General features: G+C 75.1%; 21 protein-coding genes. 9 read left to right on the forward strand and 12 right to left on the reverse strand.

Annotation, left to right across the window (positions count from 1 at the left end; genetic code table 11):
- Positions 1-85: 85 nt before the first annotated feature.
- The 7 genes from FHU33_RS08570 to FHU33_RS08600 form a co-directional block, all read right to left on the reverse strand.
- Positions 86-2,185, reverse strand: coding sequence for a 3-hydroxyacyl-CoA dehydrogenase NAD-binding domain-containing protein (locus FHU33_RS08570; protein WP_211355049.1), 2,100 nt, complete (start codon positions 2,183-2,185; stop codon positions 86-88).
- The gene (locus FHU33_RS25385; protein ID WP_142024963.1) at positions 2,182-3,405 is read right to left on the reverse strand and encodes a thiolase family protein; all 1,224 of its coding nucleotides are present in this window, start codon (positions 3,403-3,405) and stop codon (positions 2,182-2,184) included. The genes FHU33_RS08570 and FHU33_RS25385 overlap by 4 nt, the downstream gene beginning before the upstream one ends.
- 105 nt (positions 3,406-3,510) lie before the next feature.
- On the reverse strand, positions 3,511-3,981 hold the full coding sequence (locus FHU33_RS08580) for a hypothetical protein (RefSeq protein WP_142024964.1): 471 nt from the start codon (positions 3,979-3,981) through the stop codon (positions 3,511-3,513).
- Entirely contained in the window at positions 3,974-5,452 is a 1,479-nt protein-coding gene (locus FHU33_RS08585; protein ID WP_142024965.1) for a hypothetical protein, read from the reverse strand. Before FHU33_RS08585 ends, FHU33_RS08580 begins: the two co-directional genes overlap by 8 nt.
- Positions 5,449-6,021, reverse strand: coding sequence for a SigE family RNA polymerase sigma factor (locus tag FHU33_RS08590; RefSeq protein ID WP_142024966.1), 573 nt, complete (start codon positions 6,019-6,021; stop codon positions 5,449-5,451). Before FHU33_RS08590 ends, FHU33_RS08585 begins: the two co-directional genes overlap by 4 nt.
- Positions 6,022-6,126: 105 nt before the next feature.
- Positions 6,127-7,380 carry an HRDC domain-containing protein gene (locus FHU33_RS08595; RefSeq protein ID WP_142024967.1) on the reverse strand — a complete coding sequence of 418 codons (1,254 nt, stop codon included), beginning with the start codon at positions 7,378-7,380 and terminating at the stop codon, positions 6,127-6,129.
- 135 nt (positions 7,381-7,515) lie between these two features.
- Positions 7,516-8,154, reverse strand: coding sequence for a DUF3000 domain-containing protein (locus FHU33_RS08600; protein ID WP_142024968.1), 639 nt, complete (start codon positions 8,152-8,154; stop codon positions 7,516-7,518).
- Between the two features lie 119 nt (positions 8,155-8,273).
- Here FHU33_RS08600 and hemE point away from each other — a divergent pair, with 119 nt between their 5' ends.
- The 3 genes from hemE to FHU33_RS08615 all read left to right on the forward strand — a co-directional run bounded on the left by hemE (position 8,274) and on the right by FHU33_RS08615 (position 11,778).
- Positions 8,274-9,332 (forward strand): uroporphyrinogen decarboxylase, encoded by a 1,059-nt coding sequence (gene hemE, locus FHU33_RS08605; protein ID WP_246063413.1) that lies wholly within the window; start codon positions 8,274-8,276, stop codon positions 9,330-9,332.
- Positions 9,329-10,729, forward strand: a complete 1,401-nt coding sequence (hemG, locus tag FHU33_RS08610; RefSeq protein WP_142024969.1) for a protoporphyrinogen oxidase — start codon at positions 9,329-9,331, stop codon at positions 10,727-10,729. Before hemE ends, hemG begins: the two co-directional genes overlap by 4 nt.
- A 71-nt stretch (positions 10,730-10,800) precedes the next feature.
- A complete protein-coding gene (locus FHU33_RS08615; protein ID WP_142024970.1) occupies positions 10,801-11,778 on the forward strand; it encodes a hypothetical protein in 978 nt (325 codons plus the stop codon).
- Positions 11,779-11,792: 14 nt separating this feature from the next.
- On the opposite strand, the gene FHU33_RS08620 is transcribed toward FHU33_RS08615, so the two are convergent.
- A complete protein-coding gene (locus FHU33_RS08620; RefSeq protein WP_142024971.1) occupies positions 11,793-14,627 on the reverse strand; it encodes an ATP-binding protein in 2,835 nt (944 codons plus the stop codon).
- Between the two features lie 161 nt (positions 14,628-14,788).
- Here FHU33_RS08620 and FHU33_RS08625 point away from each other — a divergent pair, with 161 nt between their 5' ends.
- The 4 genes from FHU33_RS08625 to hemQ all read left to right on the forward strand — a co-directional run bounded on the left by FHU33_RS08625 (position 14,789) and on the right by hemQ (position 16,921).
- A complete protein-coding gene (locus FHU33_RS08625) occupies positions 14,789-15,349 on the forward strand; it encodes a hypothetical protein (protein ID WP_142024972.1) in 561 nt (186 codons plus the stop codon).
- On the forward strand, positions 15,346-15,873 hold the full coding sequence (locus tag FHU33_RS08630; RefSeq protein ID WP_170182364.1) for a YceI family protein: 528 nt from the start codon (positions 15,346-15,348) through the stop codon (positions 15,871-15,873). Before FHU33_RS08625 ends, FHU33_RS08630 begins: the two co-directional genes overlap by 4 nt.
- Positions 15,874-15,968: 95 nt before the next feature.
- Positions 15,969-16,127, forward strand: a complete 159-nt coding sequence (locus tag FHU33_RS24900) for a hypothetical protein (RefSeq protein WP_170182365.1) — start codon at positions 15,969-15,971, stop codon at positions 16,125-16,127.
- Positions 16,128-16,201: 74 nt separating this feature from the next.
- Complete coding sequence (gene hemQ / locus FHU33_RS08635; protein WP_142024974.1) at positions 16,202-16,921, forward strand: hydrogen peroxide-dependent heme synthase; 720 nt, start codon at positions 16,202-16,204, stop codon at positions 16,919-16,921.
- A gap of 74 nt (positions 16,922-16,995) precedes the next feature.
- On the opposite strand, the gene msrB is transcribed toward hemQ, so the two are convergent.
- The 3 genes from msrB to FHU33_RS08650 are packed head-to-tail and all read right to left on the reverse strand — an operon-like array spanning position 16,996 to position 20,253.
- Positions 16,996-17,415 (reverse strand): peptide-methionine (R)-S-oxide reductase MsrB, encoded by a 420-nt coding sequence (msrB, locus tag FHU33_RS08640; protein ID WP_142024975.1) that lies wholly within the window; start codon positions 17,413-17,415, stop codon positions 16,996-16,998.
- A 41-nt stretch (positions 17,416-17,456) separates the two neighbouring features.
- A complete protein-coding gene (locus tag FHU33_RS08645) occupies positions 17,457-18,122 on the reverse strand; it encodes a response regulator transcription factor (RefSeq protein WP_246063415.1) in 666 nt (221 codons plus the stop codon).
- On the reverse strand, positions 18,115-20,253 hold the full coding sequence (locus tag FHU33_RS08650; protein ID WP_142024976.1) for a sensor histidine kinase: 2,139 nt from the start codon (positions 20,251-20,253) through the stop codon (positions 18,115-18,117). The genes FHU33_RS08645 and FHU33_RS08650 overlap by 8 nt, the downstream gene beginning before the upstream one ends.
- Positions 20,254-20,427: 174 nt before the next feature.
- Between FHU33_RS08650 and FHU33_RS08655 the strand changes: the two genes are divergently transcribed.
- Positions 20,428-21,069, forward strand: coding sequence for a hypothetical protein (locus FHU33_RS08655; protein WP_142024977.1), 642 nt, complete (start codon positions 20,428-20,430; stop codon positions 21,067-21,069).
- 75 nt (positions 21,070-21,144) lie between these two features.
- Complete coding sequence (locus FHU33_RS08660; RefSeq protein WP_142024978.1) at positions 21,145-21,624, forward strand: hypothetical protein; 480 nt, start codon at positions 21,145-21,147, stop codon at positions 21,622-21,624.
- Between the two features lie 127 nt (positions 21,625-21,751).
- On the opposite strand, the gene FHU33_RS08665 is transcribed toward FHU33_RS08660, so the two are convergent.
- Complete coding sequence (locus tag FHU33_RS08665) at positions 21,752-21,955, reverse strand: cold-shock protein (protein ID WP_014377016.1); 204 nt, start codon at positions 21,953-21,955, stop codon at positions 21,752-21,754.
- Between the last annotated feature and the right edge of the window lie 88 nt (positions 21,956-22,043).

Genomic DNA, 22,043 nt, shown 5'->3' on the forward strand with positions numbered 1-22,043 from the left:
ACCGCTACCCGCCGGCCGGACGCGGGATGACGGCGGCCCGGGCCCCTCCACGCTGAGGGGCCCGGGCCGTCGGGCTCGGTGCGGGTCAGGCGGGCAGGGACGCGACGCCCTGCGGCAGGAACCGCTCGCCGGTGACCTTCTCGGCGACACCGGTCCGGTCCAGGTGGGCGGAGATGCCGCCCAGCCAGAACGGCCACCCGGCGCCCAGCAGCATGCACAGGTCGATGTCCTGCACGGCCTGGACGACGCCCTCGTCCAGCATCAGCCCGATCTCCTGTGCCAGCGCCTCGACGGCGCGCTCGCGGACCTCGTCCTCGGTCAGCGGGGAGGGGGTGGGCGGGGTGAAGGCACTGCTCCCCTCGAGCTCGGGGTCGACGACGCCCGGCTCGCTGTACACCGACGACTTGCCGAGCTCGACCATCTTCCGCAAGGCCTCGCCGACGGAGAACCGGTCGGGGAAGGCCTCGTGCATGCGCTCGGCCACGTGCAGCGCCACCGGCGGGCCGACGAGGGTGAGCAGCTCGAACGGCGTCATCGGCAGGCCCAGCGGGTCCAGGGCCCGGTCGGCGACGGCGACCGGGGTGCCCTGCTCCACCGACGCCGTGACCTCGCCGAGGAAGCGGGTGAGCAGCCGGTTGACCACGAACGCCGGGGCGTCCGCGACCAGCACGCAGCTCTTCTTCAGCGACCTGCCGACGGCGAAAGCGGTGGCCAGCGTGGCGTCGTCGGTCTGCTCGGCGCGCACGACCTCCAGCAGCGGCAGCACCGCCACCGGGTTGAAGAAGTGCAGGCCCACGACCCGCGCGGGGTGCTCGAGCTTCGACGCCATCTCGGTCACCGACAGCGCCGAGGTGTTGGTGGCGAGCACGCACTCGGGCGAGACGATGGCCTCGACCTCGGCGAACACCTGCTGCTTGACCGACATCTCCTCGAACACGGCCTCGATGACGAGGTCGGCGTCGGCGAAGACGTCCTTGGACAGCGAGCCGGTCACCAGGCCCTTGAGCTGGTTGAGCTTGTCCTGGTTCAGCCGGCCGCGCCGGGCCAGCTTGTCCAGCTCGCCGTGCACGTACGCCACGCCCTTGTCCACGCGCGCCTGGTCGATGTCGGTCAGCACGACCGGCACCTTCAGCTGCCGCACGAGCAGCATCGCCAGCTGCGAGGCCATCAGGCCCGCACCGACGACGCCGACCTTGGTGACCGTGCGCGCCAGCGCCTTGTCCGGGGCGCCGGCCGGCCGCTTGGCCCGCTTGTTCACCAGGTCGAAGCTGTACAGCGAGGCCCGCAGCGGGTCGCTCATCAGCAGCTCGGTCAGGGCGTCGTCCTCGGCGGCCGTGCCGGCGGTGAAGGCCTCGCCCTCGACGCCGTCGCGGGCCAGCTCCATCAGCTCCACGGCCCGGACGGCGCCGGGGGAGGCGTTGCGGGTGCGGGCGGCGACGATCGCCGTCGCGCGGGCGATCCCGTCGTCCCAGGTCGACCGATCGATCTCGGGACGGGAGACGGTCACGGCTCCGCCGAGGACGCCGACGGCCCACTCGAGCGACCGCTCGAGGAAGTCGGCCGGCTCGAACACGACGTCGGCGATCCCGAGCTTCGCCGCCTTCGGTGCCGGCGTCATCGTGTTCTGTGCGAGCGCGTTCTCGACGATCACCGTGACGGCGGGGTCGATGCCGATCAGGTTCGGCAGCAGCTGCGTGCCGCCCCAGCCGGGCACCAGGCCGAGGAAGACCTCGGGGAAGGCCACCATCGCCGTCGAGGCGAGCGTCCGGTACCGGCAGTGCAGCGCCAGCTCCAGCCCGCCGCCGAGCGCGACGCCGTTGACGAAGGCGAACGTCGGGACCGACGAGTCCTTGAGCCGACGGAAGACCCGGTGGCCGGTCTCCGCGATCTCCCGCGCCGTGGCCGCGTCGGTGACCGACGGCACGCCGGAGAGGTCGGCGCCGACCGCGAAGATGAACGGCTTGCCGGTCACGCCGATCGCCACCGGGGCGGGGGACCGGGCGGCGATCTCGTCCAGCGCGGCGTCCAGCGAGGCCAGGCCGCCGGGGCCGAAGGTCGACGGGCGGGTGTGGTCGTGCCCGTTGTCCAGCGTGATCAGCGCGAACTCACCGGAGAGCCCCGGGAGGGTCAGGAACCGGACCTTGGCCCGGGTCACGACCTCGTTCTCGAAAACAGCGGTGCTCACTTGGTGACGCCCTCCCAATTCGGGTTCTCCCAGATCACGGTGGCGCCCATGCCGAGGCCCACGCACATGGCCGTGAGCCCGTAGCGGACGTCCGGCCGCTCGGCGAACTGCCGCGACAACTGCGTCATGAGCCGGACGCCGGAGGAGGCCAGGGGATGGCCCACGGCGATGGCGCCGCCCCATGGATTGACGCGCTCGTCGTCGTCGGCGATGCCGAAGTGGTCGAGGAACGCCAGCACCTGGACGGCGAACGCCTCGTTGAGCTCGAACAGCCCGATGTCATCGATCGTCAGGCCGGTGCGGGCCAGCGCGCGCTCCGTCGACGGCACCGGGCCCACGCCCATGACCTCGGGCTCGACTCCGACGAAGCCGTAGCCGACCAGCCGCATGCCGATGTCCAGACCCAGCTCGAGCGCGACGTCCTCGGCGGCCAGCAGGCAGCCGGTGGCGCCGTCGTTCAGGCCCGCGGCGTTGCCGGCGGTGACGTGGCCGTGCGGGCGGAACGGCGTCTTCAGCGAGGCCAGCCCGTCGAGGGTGGTCTGCGGCCGCGGCGGCTCGTCGACGGTGGCGACGCCCCAGCCGTGCTCGGCCGAGCGGGTGGCCATCGGAACCAGCTCCGGGCCGATCTGGCCGTTGGCCACGGCCTTGGCGTACTTCTGCTGGCTGGCCAGCGCGAACGCGTCGGCGCGCTCCTTGGTCAGGTGCGGGAAGCGGTCGTGCAGGTTCTCCGCCGTCGACCCCATGACCAGCGCGGAGGGGTCGACCAGCTTCTCGCTGATGATCCGCGGGTTGGGGTCGACGCCCTCGCCCATGGGGTGGTTGCCCATGTGCTCGACGCCGCCGGCGATGGCGACGTCGTAGGCCCCGAAGGCGATGCCGCTGGCGGTGGTGGTCACGGCGGTCATCGCGCCGGCGCACATGCGGTCGATCGAGTAACCCGGAACGGACTTCGGCAGCCCGGCCAGCAGTGCGGCGGTCCGCCCGAGGGTCAGGCCCTGGTCGCCGATCTGGGTCGTGGCGGCGATCGCCACCTCGTCCACGCGATCGGCCGGCAGCGCCGGGTTGCGGCGCAGGAGCTCGCGGATGACCCGGACGACCAGGTCGTCGGCCCGGGTCTCGGCGTAGATGCCCTTCGGCCCGGCCTTGCCGAAGGGGGTGCGCACGCCGTCGACGAAGACGACCTCACGCAGCGAGCGTGGCCGCCGCTCTTCCAATGACACGCAGACCTCCGCAGCAGTTCGGCTCCGGCCCGGACAGGCTCGGCGAGCTCAAGTTACCCGTCGGTAACTCCGTGGCCAAGCCCGCCCCGCCCCTCGCGGGTCGGATCAGCCGGCGGGCGACAGGACGACCGTCTCCTCGTCGCCGTTCCCGTACCGCAGGTGCACCGTCACCGGCTGGTCGGAGGAGATACCGGGAGGGACGTCCACGTCGTCGGAGAACGGAGCCATGTCGGCCGTGCACGGATCCCGGTCGGGGAACACCTGGTCGATCCTCAGCCGCAGCTCCTGGTCACCGACGACCTCGAAGTCCGTGGGACCGGTAGGGCAGCTGGAACTCCCGTAGGTCACGACCGAGAGCCGCCGACCGTCGCCGGCCCACGACACCGGGGGCGGCGGCGGAGGCACCGCGAAGGTCGGCCCGGGGCTGCTCGGCACGGCCGGTGGGACGGAGACCGTGATCTCCGGCGCCGGCTCGTCCGGCTCCGGAGCCGTGCTGCAGCCGGACGGCGCGAGGACGACGAGGACGACGAGGACGACGAGGACGCCGAGCATCGCCGCGCGCGCCCGGTCAGTCACCGAAGTCCACCGCGTGGCCGAGGACGTCGACCCGGCCGAGCGTGACCCCGCCGGCGGTGACCGCCTCCACCGTCTCCGTACCCAGGGGCATGGGCGCCACGAGGACGCCGTCCACGGCGCTGTGGTCGGCGAGGAACCTCCGGTCGCCGTCGTAGGTGCGGATCAGCGCCACCTCCGGTGGGGCGACCACCACGAGGCTGGTGCGCATCGGCGCGCCGGACGTCGTGTCGACCACCTCGCAGGCCACGGCATGCACCCGGCGCTCGGCCGGCGGGCCCGCCGGCTGGACCGCCTGGCCGCAGAAGGCGCCCATGCTGGAGCCGTCGGGTCGCTCGGGCATCAGCCACTGCGCGGTCACGACGACGGCGCCGCTGGGCAGCGTGACCGTCACCAGAGCGGCCTGGTCGGACCCGCCGGCCGGGACGCTCCCCGTCCACTGGGCGGCGATCCGCACCTGGCTGCCCGAGAGGCCGAGCTCCCGCAGCACGTTCTCGGCGGCGTACCGGGCGGCCTGCTCACCCAGCTCGGCGGGCTGTCCGCGGAGGTACTCGATGGCCGGCTCCCCACCGAGGTCCTCGGCGTAGAGGGACCACGGCGCGTCCCGCGCCTCGATCCGGCCGTCGCGCAGCACCCGGAAGGACGTCGACGCGTCGTAGGAGCGGGGGACCGGGGAGATCCGCGTGACCGCGACGCCGTCCCCGGTGTCCACCTGCCGCCACTGCCGGCTCGTCGTGCCCTCCTCGTCGATCAGTGGCCGGTGCGACACCTGGACCTCGTCCCCCGGAGCGGCGACGACGACGAGGGTGCCCGTGCGGGGGTCGGTGAGGGCCGCCGGCCAGTCGTTCGCGACGCTGTTCGGGCCGCTCCCCAGCGTCATCTGGTCCACGCTCGCGCCCGGGGGCCCGGTGAACCATGCGGCCGCCAGGGCGTCGGTCGGCACGACCCCGGGCGGGAGGCCCGCCGCCTCGGCCGGGGCGTCCGTCGTCCAGCCGACGACCAGGGCCCAGCGGCCGCCCGGCACGTCGCCGGCGAACACGACCCGGCGGGACTCGACGGGCGGCTCGGGCAGGTAGTGCAGGACCGTCCCGTCGGCTGCGCGCAGCGGCGGTTCCTCCGTCCAGGGCAGTGCCCGGACGCCGTCCAGGAAGGCCCGGTCGTCTGCCAGGGAACCTCGCGTCGGCTCGCTGAAGACGTCGACCACCGCAGCGGCGGCCCCCGCCCCGCCGGTGACCTCGGACACGGCGCCGGAGGCCGGGCCCGCCTCCTGGGGTCCGCCGTCGACCAGCCGGGGAACGGCGATCCCGAGCAGGACGACGCACCCGGCGGCGGCCAGCAGGTTCCGCTGTCTGCGCCGCCGGTCCTCGGTCCGGCCGGCCACCGAGCGGGCGAGATCCCGGCCGTCGGTCGACGGATGCCCCGCCCGGTCGGCCACGCTGTGCAGCCGGTCGCGCAGCTCCGTCTCGGGGTTCATCGGGGGTCCTCCGGTGGGCGCCGGGGGAGGCCGGTGTCGGCGGCGGGCACCGGGCTCCCGGAGAGGGCGCCCCGCAGGCGGGCCAGCCCGCGGGCGGCCTGCGTGTTGACGGTGCTCTCGGAGCAGCCCATCAGCTGCGCCGTCTGCAGCTCGGAGAGGTCCTCGTAGTAGCGGAGCACCACGGTGGCGCGCATGCGTGGCGGCAGGGCGGCCAGGGCACGGCCGAGCTCCTCGTCGCGGTCGAGCCGGTCGCCGGGATCAGCGGTGCCGGCGTCGGGGAGCCGGCCGGTGGGCTGCTCCCGGTGCCAGGCCCGGCGCCGCCAGCTGGTGTGCGTCGTGACCAGGGCGCGGCGGACGTAGGCCGCCGGGTCCCCACGCCGGGCGACCCGGCCCCAGTGCCGGTAGGTCTTCATCAGCGCCGTCTGCACGAGGTCCTCCGCATGGCCGCGGTCGCCGGCGAGGAGGTACGCCAGCCGCAGCAACGCGTGCTGCTGGCGGACGACGAAGTCGGGGAAGGACTCCGGGGCCGTGCCCGGAACCTCCTCCGCGCCGCTCGCCGTCTCGTGCACGCAGCCGTCTCCTCGTCGCCCGGTGCTCCTCTACACGCAGCAGCGTGCCGGGCAGACCCACCGGGGACCGTCACGATCCCGTAACGACGGCGAGGGGAGTGCGGATCAGGCCCTGGTGGCGGCCTCGGTGAGGACGGCGAGGGTGAGCTCCACCTGCCACTCGCGGGCACCGCCGGCCCGCAGCGCAGCTGCGACGGTCGCGGCGTCCCGGAGTTCGGGTGGGCTCCACATGATCCGGCGGACGAGGTCGGGGGAGAGGACGTTCTCCACCGGCACCGAGTGCTTCTCGGAGATCTCGGCCAGCCCGGCGCGGGCGGCCTGCATCCGGGTCGCGGCCGCGGGGTCGCGATCGGCCCAGCGGTTCACCGGCGGCGGGCCGTCGCCCGACCTGCTGTGCAGCGGCAGCTCCGTCTCGGGAAGGGCCTTGCCGCGGGCGATCGCGCCGAACCAGGTGGCCACGAGCCTGCGGTTGGCCCGTCCCCGGAACACCGGGAGCTCCAGCAGGGCGCCCTCGTTGACCGGGTCGGCCTGGACGGCGGAGACCATGGCGGAGTCGGGCAGCACCCGGCCGGGCGCGATGTCGCGGCGCCGGGCCATGTCGTCGCGCGCCTCCCACAGGCTGCGGAGCATGCCCAGCTGGCGGCGGCTGCGCAGACCGTGCACGCCCGAGGTGCGCCGCCACGGGTCGGCTCGGGGCGCCGGCGGTCCGGCGGCGAGGATCGCCTCGAACTCCTGTCGCGCCCACTCGGTCTTGCCCTGCTCGTCGAGGATCGCGGCGAGGGCGTCGCGGAGGTCGACGAGCACCTCCACGTCGAGGGCGGCGTAGACCAGCCACTCCTCGGGCAGGGGCCGGGTGCTCCAGTCGGCGGCGGAGTGGCCCTTCTGCAGCGAGTAGCCCAGCAGGGACTCCACGACCGCGCCCAGCCCGACCCGGGGGAGGCCGGCCAGGCGGGCGGCGAGCTCGGTGTCGAAGATCCGCCGCGGCACCAGGCCGATCTCGGCGAGGCACGGCAGGTCCTGGTTCGCCGCGTGCAGCACCCATTCCGCGTCGGCGACGGCGCCCTGGATCACCGACAGGTCCGGCAGGGGCACGGGGTCGATCAGCCCGGTGCCCGAGCCGTTGCGGCGCATCTGCACCAGGTAGGCCTTCTGGCCGTAGCGGTAGCCGGAGGCCCGCTCGGCGTCGACGGCGACCGGCCCGGTGCCGTCGCGCAGGGCCTCGGCGTACTCGACCAGCTGGGTCGAGGTCTCGATGACGGGGGGCAGCCCGTCGCGGGGGGCGAGGAGCGGGACCGCGGGCGGGGACGACTCCTCCGGAGCGGCGTCCTCCGCCGGGGAGGGAGTGGGCTCGGTGCTCAGTTGCCGTCCACCTTCTTGCCGGTCCTCGTCGGTCGGGCCGCCGGCCCCGGACTGCGTCCGCGCGCGAAATCCTGTGCGGGGCGGGGAGTGGGGGCGCCGGCACAGCGGGTGAACGCCCCGCTGGCGGTACCGATGTTAGAGAGTCTCGCTCCCGGTGCGGTCAGAGGGACCCAGGAGCCGCACTCCGGGCGGCGGGAGGCCCGCCGCGTTGCCGAGGACGTCCAGCCAGGCCTGCAGGTGCCGGTCCAGCGCGCCGTCCTCCGCCGTCCACGAGGCGCGCATCTCGACGTCGACGCTGTGCTCGGGACCGGCGAGGTCGCCGAAGCGGGTGGACGCGGTGCGGGTGACCGTGCCGCCGACGGCGTGGTGCTCGGCGCCGGCCTCGGTGAGCGCGTCGGTGAGCCAGCTCCAGGCCACCTCGGAGAACATGGTGTCGTCGACCAGTTCCTCGTCGGTCGCGGCGGACAGGTAGCCCACGCAGCGCGTGGTCCCCTTCCACGCGTCGTGGCCCTCGGGGTCGAACAGCACGATGAACCGGGCACTGGCGATCTCGAAGTCGTCGCCGCCGTCGGGATCGGGTTCGGCCACGCGCGCGGCGACGGCGTGGGCGAAGGGCGCCAGCCGCTGGGGTGCCGGAATCTGCTCGAGCACGATCTCGGGTCGGGCACGGACGGTCGCGAGCGCATCCAGGGCGGCACGGAACTCGGCCGGGGGTTCGTCCCCACCCGCGTCCCTGCCTCGGTTCCCGGCGCTGGCCAGGCTGGTCGGCTCCACGCTCGCAGGGTAGGCCGCGTGGTAGCACACCGCGCCCGACGCGCCGCAACCGTCCCGTCGGCCTGCTCGATCGTGGACGGCGTCCGGCGGCCGTCCGCCGTCTGGGAGGATCGGCAGTCGTGAGTGCTGCCCCCGACGCCGCCCGGGCCCTGCCGTCCGACTCCGATCTCGTCCGCGCCGCCCGAGGGCTGCCGGTGCGCCGGACGCCGGTCTGGTTCATGCGTCAGGCCGGGCGCTCCCTGCCCGAGTACCGGGCGCTGCGGGCGGGCACGGGGATGCTCGCCGCCTGCCAGGATCCCGACCTGGTCACCGAGATCACCCTGCAGCCGGTCCGCCGTCACCAGGTGGACGCGGCGATCCTGTTCTCCGACATCGTGCTGCCGCTGGTGGTGGCCGGGGTGGACATCGACATCAAGCCCGGCGTCGGTCCCGTCGTCGCGCAGCCGGTGCGCTCGGTGGCCGATGTCGACGCGCTCCCGCCGCTGGAGCCCGAGCGCCTGGCGTTCCTGGAGACGGCGGTGCGCCGCCTGGTCGCCGAGCTGGGCCCGACGCCGCTCATCGGCTTCGCCGGTGCGCCGTTCACCCTCGCCACCTACCTGATCGAGGGCGGCCCGTCGAAGGAGCACGCCCGCACCAAGGCGTTCATGTACGCCGAGCCGGAGGCGTGGGGCCGGCTGCTGGACCGGCTGGCGATCTCGGCCGCCACCTTCCTGCGCGCGCAGGTCGACGCCGGCGCCTCCGCGGTCCAGCTGTTCGACTCCTGGGTCGGGGTCCTGTCGGCCGCCGACTACGCCGAGCGGGTGCTGCCGCACTCGCGGGCGGTGTTCGACGGCCTCGGTGATCGGGACGTGCCGCGCATCCACTTCGGCGTCGGCACGGGTGAGCTGCTGCCGCTGATCGGCGACGCCGGGGCCGACGTCGTCGGGGTCGACTGGCGGATCCCGCTCGACGAGGCGGCCCGCCGCGTCGGCCCGGGCCGCTCGCTGCAGGGCAACCTCGACCCCGCCGTCCTGCTCGCCGACCGCGCGACGGTGGACCGCGAGGTGCGGCGGGTGGTCGAGCAGGGGCGCGCCGCCCGCGGGCACGTCTTCAACCTCGGCCACGGCGTGCTGCCCGACACCGACCCCGGCGTGCTGACCCACGTCGTCGAGCTGGTGCACGAGCTCTCGACGCAGTGACTCCGTCCCGCCCCACCACCCCGGCAAACCCACGCCGGCTGGTCGTCGTCGGTGCCGGGATCACCGGCCTGGCCGCCGCCTTCGAGTGGCGGCGGCGCCGTCCCGACGACGAGATCATCGTGCTGGAGGCCGGCGACCGGATCGGCGGCAAGCTGCACCGGATCGAGCTGGCCGGGCACTGGTACGACACCGGGCCGGAGGCCGTGCTGGCCCGCGTGCCCGAGGCCGTGCGGCTGATCGCGGACCTCGGGCTCGCCGACCGGCTGGTCGCCCCGGCGACGACGCAGGCGTCGGTCGTCCTGCCCGACGGCCGGCACCCACTGCCGCCCGGAACCGTGCTGGGGGTTCCCGCGTCGGCGGACGGTCTCGACGGGATCCTCTCGCCCGACGGTGTCGCCCGGGTGCGCGCCGAGGCCGAGCTGCCCGAGCTCGCCCTGGACGGCGATGTCGCTGTCGGGGCGCTGCTCCGCGCGCGGCTCGGCGACGAGGTCGTCGACCGGCTGGTGGAGCCGCTGCTGGGCGGGGTCTACGCGGGCCGGGCCGACGAGCTGTCGCTGGCCGCGACGATGCCGGCGCTGGCGGCGCATCTACCCGCAACCGGATCGGTCCTGGCCGCTGCTGCCGCATCCCGCGATGCCGGGGCGCGCAGCCGCGGTGACGCCGACGGGCCGGTGTTCGCCACCGTGTCCGACGGGATCGGTTCCCTGCCCGACGCCCTCGTCGCGGCGTCCCGTGCCGTCGTCCGGCTGCGGACCCCGGCGCACGGGCTGCGGCGGGCGGCCGCCGGTCTCGAGCTCTCCGTCGGTCCGGCCGCGGCTCCGGAACTGCTGACCGCGGACGCCGTCCTGGTGACCGCTCCGGCGCAGAAGGCTGCACGGCTGCTCGGTGAGCTGGCCCCGGATGCGGTCGAGCCGCTGCAGGGCATCCCGTACGCGTCGATGGCCGTGGTGGCGATGGCGTTCCCGGCGCAGGACCTGGATGCCGGTTCCGGCCTGCTGGTGCCGCCGGTGACCGGACGCCTGGTCAAGGGGGTGACGGTGTCGTCGTCCAAGTGGCCGCACCTGGCGGGTGGACCGGCGCTGCTCGTCCGGTCGTCGGTCGGCCGCTTCCGCGACGAAGCCGAGCTGCAGCGGTCGGACGAGGACCTGACGGCCGCCGTCGTCTCCGACGTCGCCGACCTGCTCGGCCTCGACCGGCCCGAGCCGCTGGAGACCCGGATCGTGCGCTGGGGCGGCGGCCTGCCGCAGTACCTCGTCGGGCACCCCGCCCGGGTGGACGCCGTCCGCGCCGCGGTGAGCGCGGTGCCCGGCCTGGCGATCGCCGGGGCCGCGTTCCGGGGCGTCGGCGTCCCGGCGTGCATCCGCGACGCGCAGCACGCCGTGGACGCCCTGCTCTGACGCCTCGGTCCCTGGAACCGCGGTGCACGTCCCGGGTTGCCGACGAGGACAGCGCTGGCGAGGGTCGGTGCATGACCGGGTTCTTCGTGCGTGGGCTGGCCGCAGGTGCGGCCGGGACCACCGCTCTCGACGTCGTCAACCACCTCGACATGGCCGTCCGGGGCCGACCGGCCAGCACCGTTCCCGAGCGCGTCGTCGACGCCTTCGCCCGGGAGACGGGGCGCCGGGTGCCCGGTTCCGGTGCGGCCAGGGACGCCCGCCGGACGGCGCTCGGTGCGCTGGCCGGCATCGCGAACGGCCTCGGTGTGGGCGTGCTGGCCAGCGCCGTCCGGTCCTACGGGGTGCGCTTCCCGGCGCCGGTGGGGGCGGTGCTCGCCGGCGCGGCGTCCACCGCGGCGACGGACGTCATGGTGGCTCAGCTCGGCGTCAGCGATCCGCGGACCTGGTCGGCCGCCGACTGGGCTGCCGACGCGGCACCGCACCTGGCGTACGGCGCGGCGGTGCAGGCGGTGCTCGAGGCGGTGCCGACCCCGCGCGAGCGCGCGACGCCCCGCGGCCCGGCGCGGGCGGGGCTCGTCCTCCGCTCCGCGCTGCTCGGTGTGGCCGCCGGCAGCCGCAGTTCGCTCGGCTTCGTGGCGCCGGTCCTGACCGCGCCGACCGGGAGGGGCCGCCCGGGCGGGAAGTCGCTGCCGGTCAAGACCCTGGCCGCGGTGGCCGTCGTCGGCGAGCTGGTCGCCGACAAGCAGCCGACGACGCCGCCGCGGACGAGCGCAGGCGGGCTGACCCCGCGGGTGTTCGGGGGTGCCGAGGGCGGTGCGCGGCTGGCCGCCCGGGAGCAGGTGAACGGCGCGTTGCCGGCGACCGCGGGCGCGGCCGGGGCGCTGGCCGGCGCATGGGCCGGCCTCGGCTGGCGCCGGTGGTCGGCCGGCCGGATGCCTGCTCTCCAGGCGGCGCTCATCGAGGACGGCGTCGCTCTCGGCCTCGCCGGACTGGCGTGCCTACCTGGTCGGGGCCGACCCCACCTGGTGGCGGTCCCGAGGACGAGCTGAGGGTGGCCGGCCCGCTAGCGCGCGGTCTGCCCATCCCCGTGGACGGCGGTGGCGACCTCCGTGCGGTTGGCACAGCCGAGCTTGGCGAGGATGTTCCGGACGTGGCTCTCCACGGTCCGTTCGGAGAGCACCAGCCGGTCGGCGATCTGCCGGTTGGTGAGGGCCGCGGCGACGAGCCCGGCGATCTCCCGCTCTCGGCCGGTGAGCGGATCCGCCGCGCGCGCCGCGCGGCCGGCCCGCTCCGCCAGCGCCGCCGCCCCGCGCTCCGGGGCCGGCATGCCGAGCCGGCGTGCCTCGGCCTGCGCCGCGTGCGCCAGCTCCCGGACCCGGGGCAGGTCGGCCGCCCGGCCGCGCTCGAGCAGCGCCCCGGCCAGTCCGATGCGGTCGTTGACGGCGGCAGGGCGGGCGCCGGTCCGCGTGTCGCCCCGCATCGCCTCCTCGAAGTGCGCGACCGCCTCGTCCCACTCGCCCCGCACCGCGGCGAGCCGGCCGAGCAGGACCTCCGTCGAGCCGCAGCAGTAGACGCCCGCGCCGCCCGCGTCCATGGGGGTCGTGGCGACGATCCTGCCCAGCGCCGCCGCCGCCTCCACGTCGCCGAACGCCTCGACCAGCGGCACGAGCGTCTCCGCGACCCCCGCCGACTGCACGAAGTCGGGCTCGGTCACCCGGGGCCGCAGCTGCGCGTACCGGGCGGCTGCCTCGTCCCGCCGGCCAACGACCAGCGCGACGACCGCCCGGCTCGCCTGCACGATGGGCACGTCGTCGGCCAGGTCCATCAGCCGGACCGCTTGGCCGTCCAGGTCGCGGGCGTTCCCGGTGACAAGTGCGTACTGGTACAGGAACGCGCCGGACATGCCCGCCGCCGAGAGGTCTTGGGCCAGCTCGGTCGTACCGACGATCCGGGCCTGCTCGTTCAGCGTGAGCGCCTCCTCGAACCGGCCGTGGAGGGCCGCGACCGAGGCGCGCAGCCGCAGGTCGTGCCACCGGACCAGCGGTAACCGGGTGCGCTGCGCCAGTGCGGTGACGCGGGCCAGCTCGTCCTCGACAGTGGCCAGGTCACCGGCCTCGAGGGCGGCGTCGATGCGCCACTTGGCCCCCCACAGCTCGGCCAGCGGGTCCCCGGTCGCCGATGCGTGCTCGATCGCCAGCCGGCCCAGGCGGAGCCGCTCCTGCCACGGCAACGCCGTGGGGTGGCCCTTCATCCGGGCCCGGACGGCGTCGATGACCGCCTGCGGGTCGCCGCTCTCCTCGGCCAGCGCCAGTGCCTCCACCGAGTGCGCCGCCGAGGCGGCCACCCGTCCCGCGTCGGCCAGCACCGAGGCCGACTGGGCGAGCAGCCGAGCACGCAGCGCCGGCTGCCCGGCCGACCACGGGTCGGCGAGCGCCCGCTCGCACATCCGGAGCACCGCCGGCGGGAAGCCTGGCGCCGCGATGTCCTGCACGGTCAGCGCGGCCGCCGCCAGCAGGTCGACGCGGCCGCACCCGGCGGCGGCGTCGGAGGCCGCGACGGCGTGCGCCAGGCTCTCGCCGAACCGCCCGGCCCGGAACTCCGCCGTGGCGAGGTCCAGCAGCAGCGCCGTCCGCTCGCCGGGGTCGGTGCCGGCGCGGTCGGCGGCGGTCAGCGCCATCGCCAGGAACCGGGCCGCCTCGTCGAAGGCCAGCGACCGGGTGGCCGCCTCGGCCGCGCGGCGAGCCCAGGACGCCGCCCGGAGCAGCGCGGCCGGCTCTGAGTCAGCGCGCAACCAGTGCCCGGCGACGACGCCGGCCACGGTGTCGTCGGCGGCGGCGACCTGCTCCAGGCCCTCGGCCGACCGGCGGTGCAGCTCCTCGCGCGTGCTGGGGGAGAGGTCGCCGTAGATCGCGTCCCGCACCACGGCGTGTCCGAACCGCCGTCTCCCCGGGGCGTCCGGCACGGCGGTCAGGATCCCGGCCTGCACCGCCACGTCCAACCCGGCGCGGACCTCGTGGGGCGGCCGGCCGGTCACCAGGGCCAGCCGGCCGGCGTCGACCTCCTCGCCGAGGACCGCCGCGGTGTCCAGCAGGTCGAGCACGGTCGGTGGCAACGCGGTCAGCGTCGTCCGGACGAGGTGGCGGAGCTCCGTCTCGCCGTCGACGGCGCGCGCCGAGGAAGCCCGGACGACCGCCCGCAGGTACAGCGGGTTCCCGCCGCTGCGCCGGTGTGCCAGGCGGATCGCTTCGGCCGGTGCCGCGGGCAGGTACACCCGGACGTCGTCCTCGGTGAGCGGGGCCAGGGGCAGCGAGCGGGTGGTCGGCCAGCGCAGCAGGTGCGGCAGCGTCCGGTCGAGCGGGCGCCCGCCGGATCCGCCGACCGGGTCGCGATAGGTGCCGACGACGAGGAGCCGGCTGTGCTGCAGTTCGCCGGCCAGGTGCCGCAGCAGTCGCAGCGACGTCTCGTCGGCCCAGTGCAGGTCCTCCAGGACGACCACCAGGCCGTCGGACTCGGCCGCGTCGAGCAGCGCGTCGGCGGCGGTCGCGATCAGTGCGAAGCGGGCGGCCTCGGGGTCGGGGGACCCCTCGCGGAGCAGGTCGGCGCGGGGCAGGGGCGCGGTCACCGCCGACCGGACCCCGGGGAGCGTGCGCGCCGCCCGGCGCCACGGCCACAGCGATGGGGCACCGGGGTCGTCCACGCAGCGCCCCCAGGCGACGACGGGCGCGGAGGCCGTCGACTCCTCCACGGTGCGGGTCTTGCCGATGCCGGCGGGTCCTGAGAGCAGCAGCAGACCACCTCGTCCGGCGTCGGCCGCGGCGATGCACGCCGTCAGCTCGGCGAGCTCGGCGGTGCGGCCGACGAAGGGGGCGCCGTCGGTGCGTGAGGTGGCCGTCGCCACGGCGCGCAGTATCCACGCAGAGGGTCTCCTGCGTCCCGCGTCTCAGTACCGCGTTTCCGTAGCGGGGCCCCGTACTTCCACGGATGTGCGCGCCGTGCCGCCGCCGGATCGTTCTCCACGCCGGGACCGGAACGGCCGGTCCCCGACCGAGGGAGCACCTCGTGTACGCCACCATCCACTCCTTCCGGCGTGCGGCGGGCGCCGAGACCGATCCGCAGGACGCCGTCCGGACCGCGCTCGACGGCGAGGCCCAGCCCATGGGCGCGATCGTCGTCGAGCACCGGGACGGTGACGAGGGCACCGTCGTCGCGCTGTGGCCGGACGGAGCGCACGCCCCGGCCGGTGCCCGGACCTTCGGCCTGGTCGACAGGCTGGACGGCGTCGCGGCCGGCCGGACCCCGCTGTTCGCCCACCTGACGTGGCTCAACGGCACCGGCGACCCCGCCGTCGCGCACGCGGCCGAGCGGGGCGGACGGGAACGGATCCACCCTGCGGTCCGGGACGTCGATGGTCTCGTCGCCGTGCTCGTGCTGCGGTCGGCGGACGACCGCATCGTCGTCGTCGGCCTGGCGACGGGCCTCGAGACGCTGCTGGAGGTGCAGGACCGGATCCAGCACACGCGTCTGCTGCCCGATGAGGACCCGGACCTGCTGCCGGGTGCGGACCGGACGGAGCTCGGCCGCGTCCTGCGCGCCGACGTCCCGGCGGAGGTGCGATCGTGACCGCCGGGGTGCAGACACCGGTCGTGGCCGCGGGTACGTGGACGGTCTCCGACAGCCGGACCCGGGTCACGTTCGCCGTCCCGAACTTCGGCCGGCCGGCGCACGGCTCCGTGGCCTGCAGCTGGGGTGAGCTGGTGGTCGGCGACGCCGGCGTGCCCGTCCGGGTCCGGGCTGAGCTGGACCTGGACAGCCTGGACACGGGGATCGCCAAGCGGGACGCCGACCTGCGCAAGCCGCGCTTGCTCGACATCGACCGCAACCCGACGATGACCTGGTCGGCCGACCGGTTCAGCGCGCGCGAGGACGGCCGGTGGATCGCGGAGGGCGTGCTGCACGTGCGGGGGACCTCGGCGCCGCTCGCCGTCATCGGCGTCGTGGAGATCACGGCGGAGGGGTGGCTCCGCGTCCGGGCGACAGCCGCCCTCGATCGGACGGCGGTCGGCCTCCGGGCACCGCGGTTCCTCATCGGCCGCACGGTCGAGATCGACGTCGACGCCTGGCTCAGCCACGCCTCCCCGGGGTGAGGCCGAGCGACGCCGGGCCACGCCCGGGTCCGTGGTGGTCGAGCCCACCACGGGCCTGGGGCATCACGGGCGCCCTCCGGCTGTTGGACGACGACGTGAGCACCGTGCACCACCCGAACCAGGTCCATTCCCAGCACTCCCGACCCCTCCGCTGCCTGCGCCACCACGTGTCCATGGCCGCCTGCGAGGACTGCCGCTACGTCCGCACCGCCCAGATCCAGCGCGAACGGACGCGGGCCGACTCAGCGGGCTGACGCTGTTCCGACGCCCGCCTGGGGCCTCCACCCCGCCCAACCGGACCGTCCGGCAGCCGAGGGACAATGACCACATGAGCGACCAGGGGACCGGGGAACGCAGCATCGGCAAGCGGGCGAACGAGCTCAACGCCGCCATCCGCTACACGATGTGGTCGGTGTTCAGGCTGGCCCGCCCGCTCGGCGACGACCAGCGGCCCGCGGCGGCCGACGAGGTCAGCGCCCTGATCGACGAACTGGCGGGCAAGGACGTCGTCACCCGGGGCACCTACGACGTCGCCGGGTTCCGCGCCGACGCCGACCTCATGGTCTGGTGGCACGCCGCCACCCCGGAGGCGCTGCAGGAGGCCTACACGCGACTGCGTCGTACCGTGCTGGGCCGGCACCTCGACCCGGTGTGGTCGCAGATGGCGCTGCACCGGCCTGCGGAGTTCAACCGCAGCCACATCCCGGCGTTCCTCGCCGACGAGGAGCCGCGCCGCTACATCAGCGTCTACCCGTTCGTGCGGTCCTACGAGTGGTACCTGCTGCCCGACGAGGAGCGGAGGGACATGCTCAAGGAGCACGGGATGCAGGCCCGGCCCTATCCCGACGTCCGCGCCAACACGGTCGCCGCGTTCGCCCTCGGTGACTACGAATGGATGCTCGCCTTCGAGGCCGACGAGATGCACCGCATCGTCGACCTCATGCGGGACCTGCGGGCCAGCCGCGCCCGGCGGCACGTGCGCGAGGAGGTGCCGTTCTACAGCGGCGTCCGCAAGCCGGTCGCGGAGATCGTCGCCGACCTCGCCTGACGGCGCTTCGGGGGTCTTGTCCCGGCTCTGGGGTTTCTGCAGGACCCCCAGAGCCGGGACAAGACCCCCAGAGCTCAGCTCTCGCCGGGGGCCAACCGGATGCTGATGCTGTTGATGCAGTAGCGGTCGCCGGTGGGCGTCTGCGGGGCGTCGTCGAAGAGGTGCCCGAGGTGGCTGTGGCAGGTTCCGCACAGGACCTCGGTGCGGATCATGCCGAGGCTGCGGTCCTCGCGGAGGATGACGTTGTCCTGGGCGGAGGCCTCGTAGAACGACGGCCAGCCGCAGTGCGAGTCGAACTTGGTCTCGGAGCGGAACAGCTCGGCGCCGCAGGCGCGGCACTCGTAGACGCCGACGGCCTTGGTGTCGACGTACTCACCGGTCCAGGGACGCTCGGTGCCGGCCTGGCGGAGCACCGCGTACTCCTCCGGCGAGAGCTGCGCCCGCCATTCCTCGTCGGTCTTCTGCACCTTGGGGGTCTCGGAGGAGGTCGTCATGCCAGCAGGAACGGCCCCGGCCGCACCGCCATTCCCGCCGATCAGCGGCCCAGACCTGCTTCGCGAGCCCGGACGATGGCCTGCGCCCGGTCGGTGACCTGCAGCTTGGTCAGGACGTTGGACACGTTGTTGCGGACAGTCTTCGGTGACAGGTACAGCGCGGCCGCGATCTGCGCGTTGGCGCGCCCGGCGGCGACCAGGTCGAGTACCTCGCGCTCCCGGGCGGTCAGCTGCGGGAAGGCGGTCTCGGGGCCGGTCGGTCCGGCCGCGAAGAACTCGGCGATCCGCCGCGCCAGCGCGGCGCCGAACACCGCGCCCCCGTTGGCCACCGTGGTGATGGCGCGGACCACCTCCTCCTGGTCGGCGCCCTTCAGCAGGTAGCCGCGCGCGCCGGCCCGGACGGCGGCGAACACGGTTCCGTCGTCCTCGCTCATGGTCAGGACGACGACGCCCACCGACGGCGATGCCGAGGTGACCCGTCGCGTCGCCTCGATGCCGTCGATGCCCGGCATCTGGACGTCCATGACGACGACGTCGGGCTGTTCCGCGAGCGCGAGGGCGACCGCGGCCCCGCCGTCGGCGGCGGTACCGACCACGGTCAGGCCGGGGACGGAGTCCAGCAGCATCGCCAGACCGTCGCGGTAGACCGGATGGTCGTCGGCGACCACGATGCGCAGCGGCTCGTCGCCGTCCAGGGCGTCAGGCACGCGTTCCTCCTCCGTCAGCGGGCAGGACGGCCCGCACCACCGTCCCGCCGTCGGGCGGGCAGACCACCATGCACCGGCCGCCGAGCTCGGCGGCCCGTTCCCGCAGGGACACCAGGCCCACACCGGCGGGAGCGCCCTCCGCGATGCCGACGCCGTCGTCGGTCACCGTCACGACCAGGGAACGGTCGACGCCGCGGACCAGCTCCACCCGGCAGGTCGACGCGCGGGCGTGCCGGGCGACGTTGGCCAGCGCCTCCGACGCGATCCGGTAGGCGGCGACCTCGACCGCGGCGGGCAGGTCGTCGGCGGTCGCATCGGCCTCGACCGTGACCTCCGTGCCCGGACCGAGGAGCCGGTCGGCCTGCTGACGCACCGCGCCGGTCAGGCCGAGGTCGTCCAGCGCGGGCGGCCGCAGGTCGTGCACCAGGCGCCGGACGTCGGCCAGTGCGGCGGCGACGTCGTCCCTGGCCTGGCGGAGCACCCGGTCGGCGTCCTCGGCGCGGCCTGCCGCGGTGAGGTTGCGTGCGGTGTCGATGCGCAGGACGACGGCGCCCAGGCTCGGGCCCAGCCCGTCGTGCAGGTCGCGGCGCAACCGGCGGCGCTCCTCCTCGCGGGCGGCCACCAGCTCCTCGCGGCTCTGCTGCAGCTGCGCGGCCAGGGAGCCGGCGCGTGCTGCCGCGGCGGCCTGCCGGACGACGTCGGCGAGCAACCCCTCGTCGCGCGTGACCAGGTGCGCCCGGACGCCGTCCCCCGGCAGGAGGAGCCGGCCGACCTCCTCGCCGCGGTAGGCGATCGGCAGGGACTGGACCGCCGCCGGCCGCCGGCCGTGCTCGGCCACGAGCCGCTCACCACCGACGTGCTCCACCTCGACGCCGACGTAGGGGGATCGGAACGCCTCGGCCACCGCGCCCGCGATCGCCATGAGCTGCTCGTCCACGCCGTCGGACCGCTCCAGCCGGGCGGCCAGGCCCGAGACGACGCGGTAGGGGTCGTCCCGCTCACCGAGCACCCAGCGCCGGACCAGCCGCCACAGCGGAGCGCGCAGCGGCACGTAGGCGCCCGCGACGAGCAGCAGCGTCAGCAGCGTCGCGTCCCGCTCCCCGAACCGGTCGCCGAGCAGCGCCCCCGCCGCGGCCAGCACGGCCAGGTCGAGCACCACCACGCCGACGCCGAGTACGCCGTAGACGACCGTGCCGCCCAGCAGCCGGTCGATGTCGACCGCGCGGGGGCGCAGGATGCCGAGGGTCACCGCCGTCCCGGTCAGCGCCACGGCCACCGACAGCGCCGCGGTGCTGGGTTCGCCGGGCAGGAGCAGCGTGGACAGCATCACGAGCAGGTCGACGACGGCCGCCCAGAGCAGCCAGCGCATCCGGCGGCGGTCCTCGTCGCGGACCCGGCGGTACCGGGCCACGACCGCGGCCGCCGGCACGGCGACGCCCAGCAGCGCGAGTGGGAAGGCGACCCGCAGCAGCGGCTGGGCGACGTCCGCCGGTATCGGCAGGGTGGTGAGGTCGAGGTCGAGCCCGGCGTAGACGTCCGGCGCGCCTGCGGCCTCTCGGGAGTAGGCGACCTCGGAGGGGACGACGAGCAGCAGCGCGGGCAGCAGCGCGCTCGAGACCAGGCTCGCCACGGCCAGGCGGCGCAGGGGACCGGCGGGCAGCCGCCCGTCGGGATAGAGCAGCAGCAGCAGGGGCAGACCGAGCAGGAGGAGGGCGCCGAGCCGCTCCACGGTCCAGGACGCCAGGCTGGCCCCGGGCAGCGGGGGATCGCTGCGCAGCGCGTAGGTCAACCACGACTCGGCGAGACCGTCCGTCGCCCAGAGCACGGCCGTGCCGGCGAGGACCCAGGAGACGGCGTTGCGCGGCGCCCGCGTGAGGAGCAGCCAGGCGGGCGCCGCGAGGGCCACCCCCGGCAGCGCGACGACCCAGCCCAGTTCGGCACCCCCGCGGGCCGCCCGCGCCGCGTCCGGGGTGACTGCGTCGAGGACCGCCGCAGCGATCGTCGAGCCCAGTACGACGAGGACGACGAGCCAGGCGACGGTCCACGGGCCGCGGGGCGCGGGGGAAGAGGCAGCGCCGTCCTCCATCGGCTCATCGCCGGTCGACTCGGCCACCGGGATCCTCGCGTGCACGCGCAGATCCTCACCTGCCGGTGTCCCGCACGTCACGAGGCCGGTGTCCCGTGTTCCCCGGGACATTCCCGGGACCGGATCGAGGGCGCGCAGCCCTGGGTGCCCGGGACGGCGCCCGGAGACGGTTCTCCCAGGCGGTGCACAGGGCACCGCACGAGACCGACCGGAGACGAGATGTCCCTCAGCACCACCCCCGCCCCCGCCCGTACCGACGTCGCCCCGCGCTCCGGCGCCGCACCCGGCGCCTCCACCCGGCTGGTCCGCCGGGCCGGACTCGCGGTCGCCGCCGGAGCCGGCTCCTGGTCGATCGCCTGCGCCGCTCTCGGGACGACGCCACCCGCCGGCACGTGGCAGGCCACCGTGGTGAACCTGGCCGCGGTGGCCTTCCAGATCGGTCTGATCTTCCTGGTGACCGTGCAGATGCGGACCGGGGCCATCGGCACCGGTCGTCTGGCCCGGCGCCTGTTGCACGTCGAGCACGCCCTGCTCGCCGTCGCCACGGTGTCCTCGCTCATGTGGGCACTCACGCCCGGGCTCTACGACACCGGCTTCTTCTTCGTGATCGACCTCTTCTGGCCACTGTCCATGCTGGGCATGGCCGCCATCGGGGTCCGCATCGCCATCGCCGGCCGCTGGACGGGCGTCGCTCGCTTCTGGCCGATGGTCGCCGAGAGCTGGGCGCCGGTCACCGTCCCGACCGCGTTCCTCCTGCCGGCGATCACGCAGTACGTCGGTGCCGCGCACCTGCTGATCGGCTACGTCGCCCTGGGCGTCATCCTCGCCACCCGGCCGCAGCTCACCGGTGCCCGCGACTGAAACCCCGCCCGCCGGCGCCCCGCCTCCCCGGAGGCGGGGCGCCGTCGCGTCCGGGGCCGGGGGGAGACTGGGGGAGTGACCTCCCCTGATCCCACGGCGCCGGGCGACCTGCTCCCCGACGTCTGGTTCACCCGCGACCTGCCGGTCCTCCGGGCCATCGCCCGTCTCGTGGACTCCTCCGAGCACGGCAACTCGCCCTACCTGCTGGGCGCGGTCGTGCCCGCCAGCGGCCTGCCGAAGGCGGAGGTGATCGCGGCGGCCAAGGCGCTGGCGGCCACGGGGTACATCGAGCCGCTGACCAACCACGCCGGCGACATCGTCCGGGTCACCGGCATCTCCGCCGAGGCCCGGCGGCTCACCGGGCTGTGGCCGACCCCGCAGAGCGAGTGGGAGCGCCTGACCGAGCAGCTGGCCGCGCGCGCCGGCAATGCGCCGACCGACGTCGAACGGCAGCGCTGGCAGGCCTTCGCCGACGCGGCGGCCGCCGTGGGCCCGCACGACGGCGCCCTGCTGATGTCGGCGCTGATCGGCGGCTACGTGCCCCGCGCCCGCTGATCCGAGTCGAGCGCTGGACCCCAGGGGCCCAGAACCGGCGTGGTTCTGGGCCTCTGCGGTTCAACGGAGGAGAAACGACAGCGCCCCCGCCCGGGAACCGGGCGGGGGCGCTGTGCTGATCAGGCGATCAGAGCGGCGTGACGTTCGCAGCCTGCGGGCCCTTCTGACCCTGCTCGATGTCGAACGCGATCCGCTGGCCTTCATCGAGCGAGCGGTACCCGCTGGACTGGATGGCCGAGTAGTGGACGAAGACGTCCGGTCCGCCACCGTCGGGGGTGGCGAAGCCGAACCCCTTCTCAGCGTTGAACCACTTCACTGTTCCTTCGGGCATTGCTCGCTCCTAGCTGTGGTGGTGCATCGGGGTCCTGCCATAGCGCAGGGCCTTCCCGATGCGACAACCCTAGCCGTAGATCACCCGA

The sequence above is a fragment of the Blastococcus colisei genome (genome assembly GCF_006717095.1).
Classification (GTDB): Bacteria; Actinomycetota; Actinomycetes; order Mycobacteriales; family Geodermatophilaceae; genus Blastococcus_B; species Blastococcus_B colisei.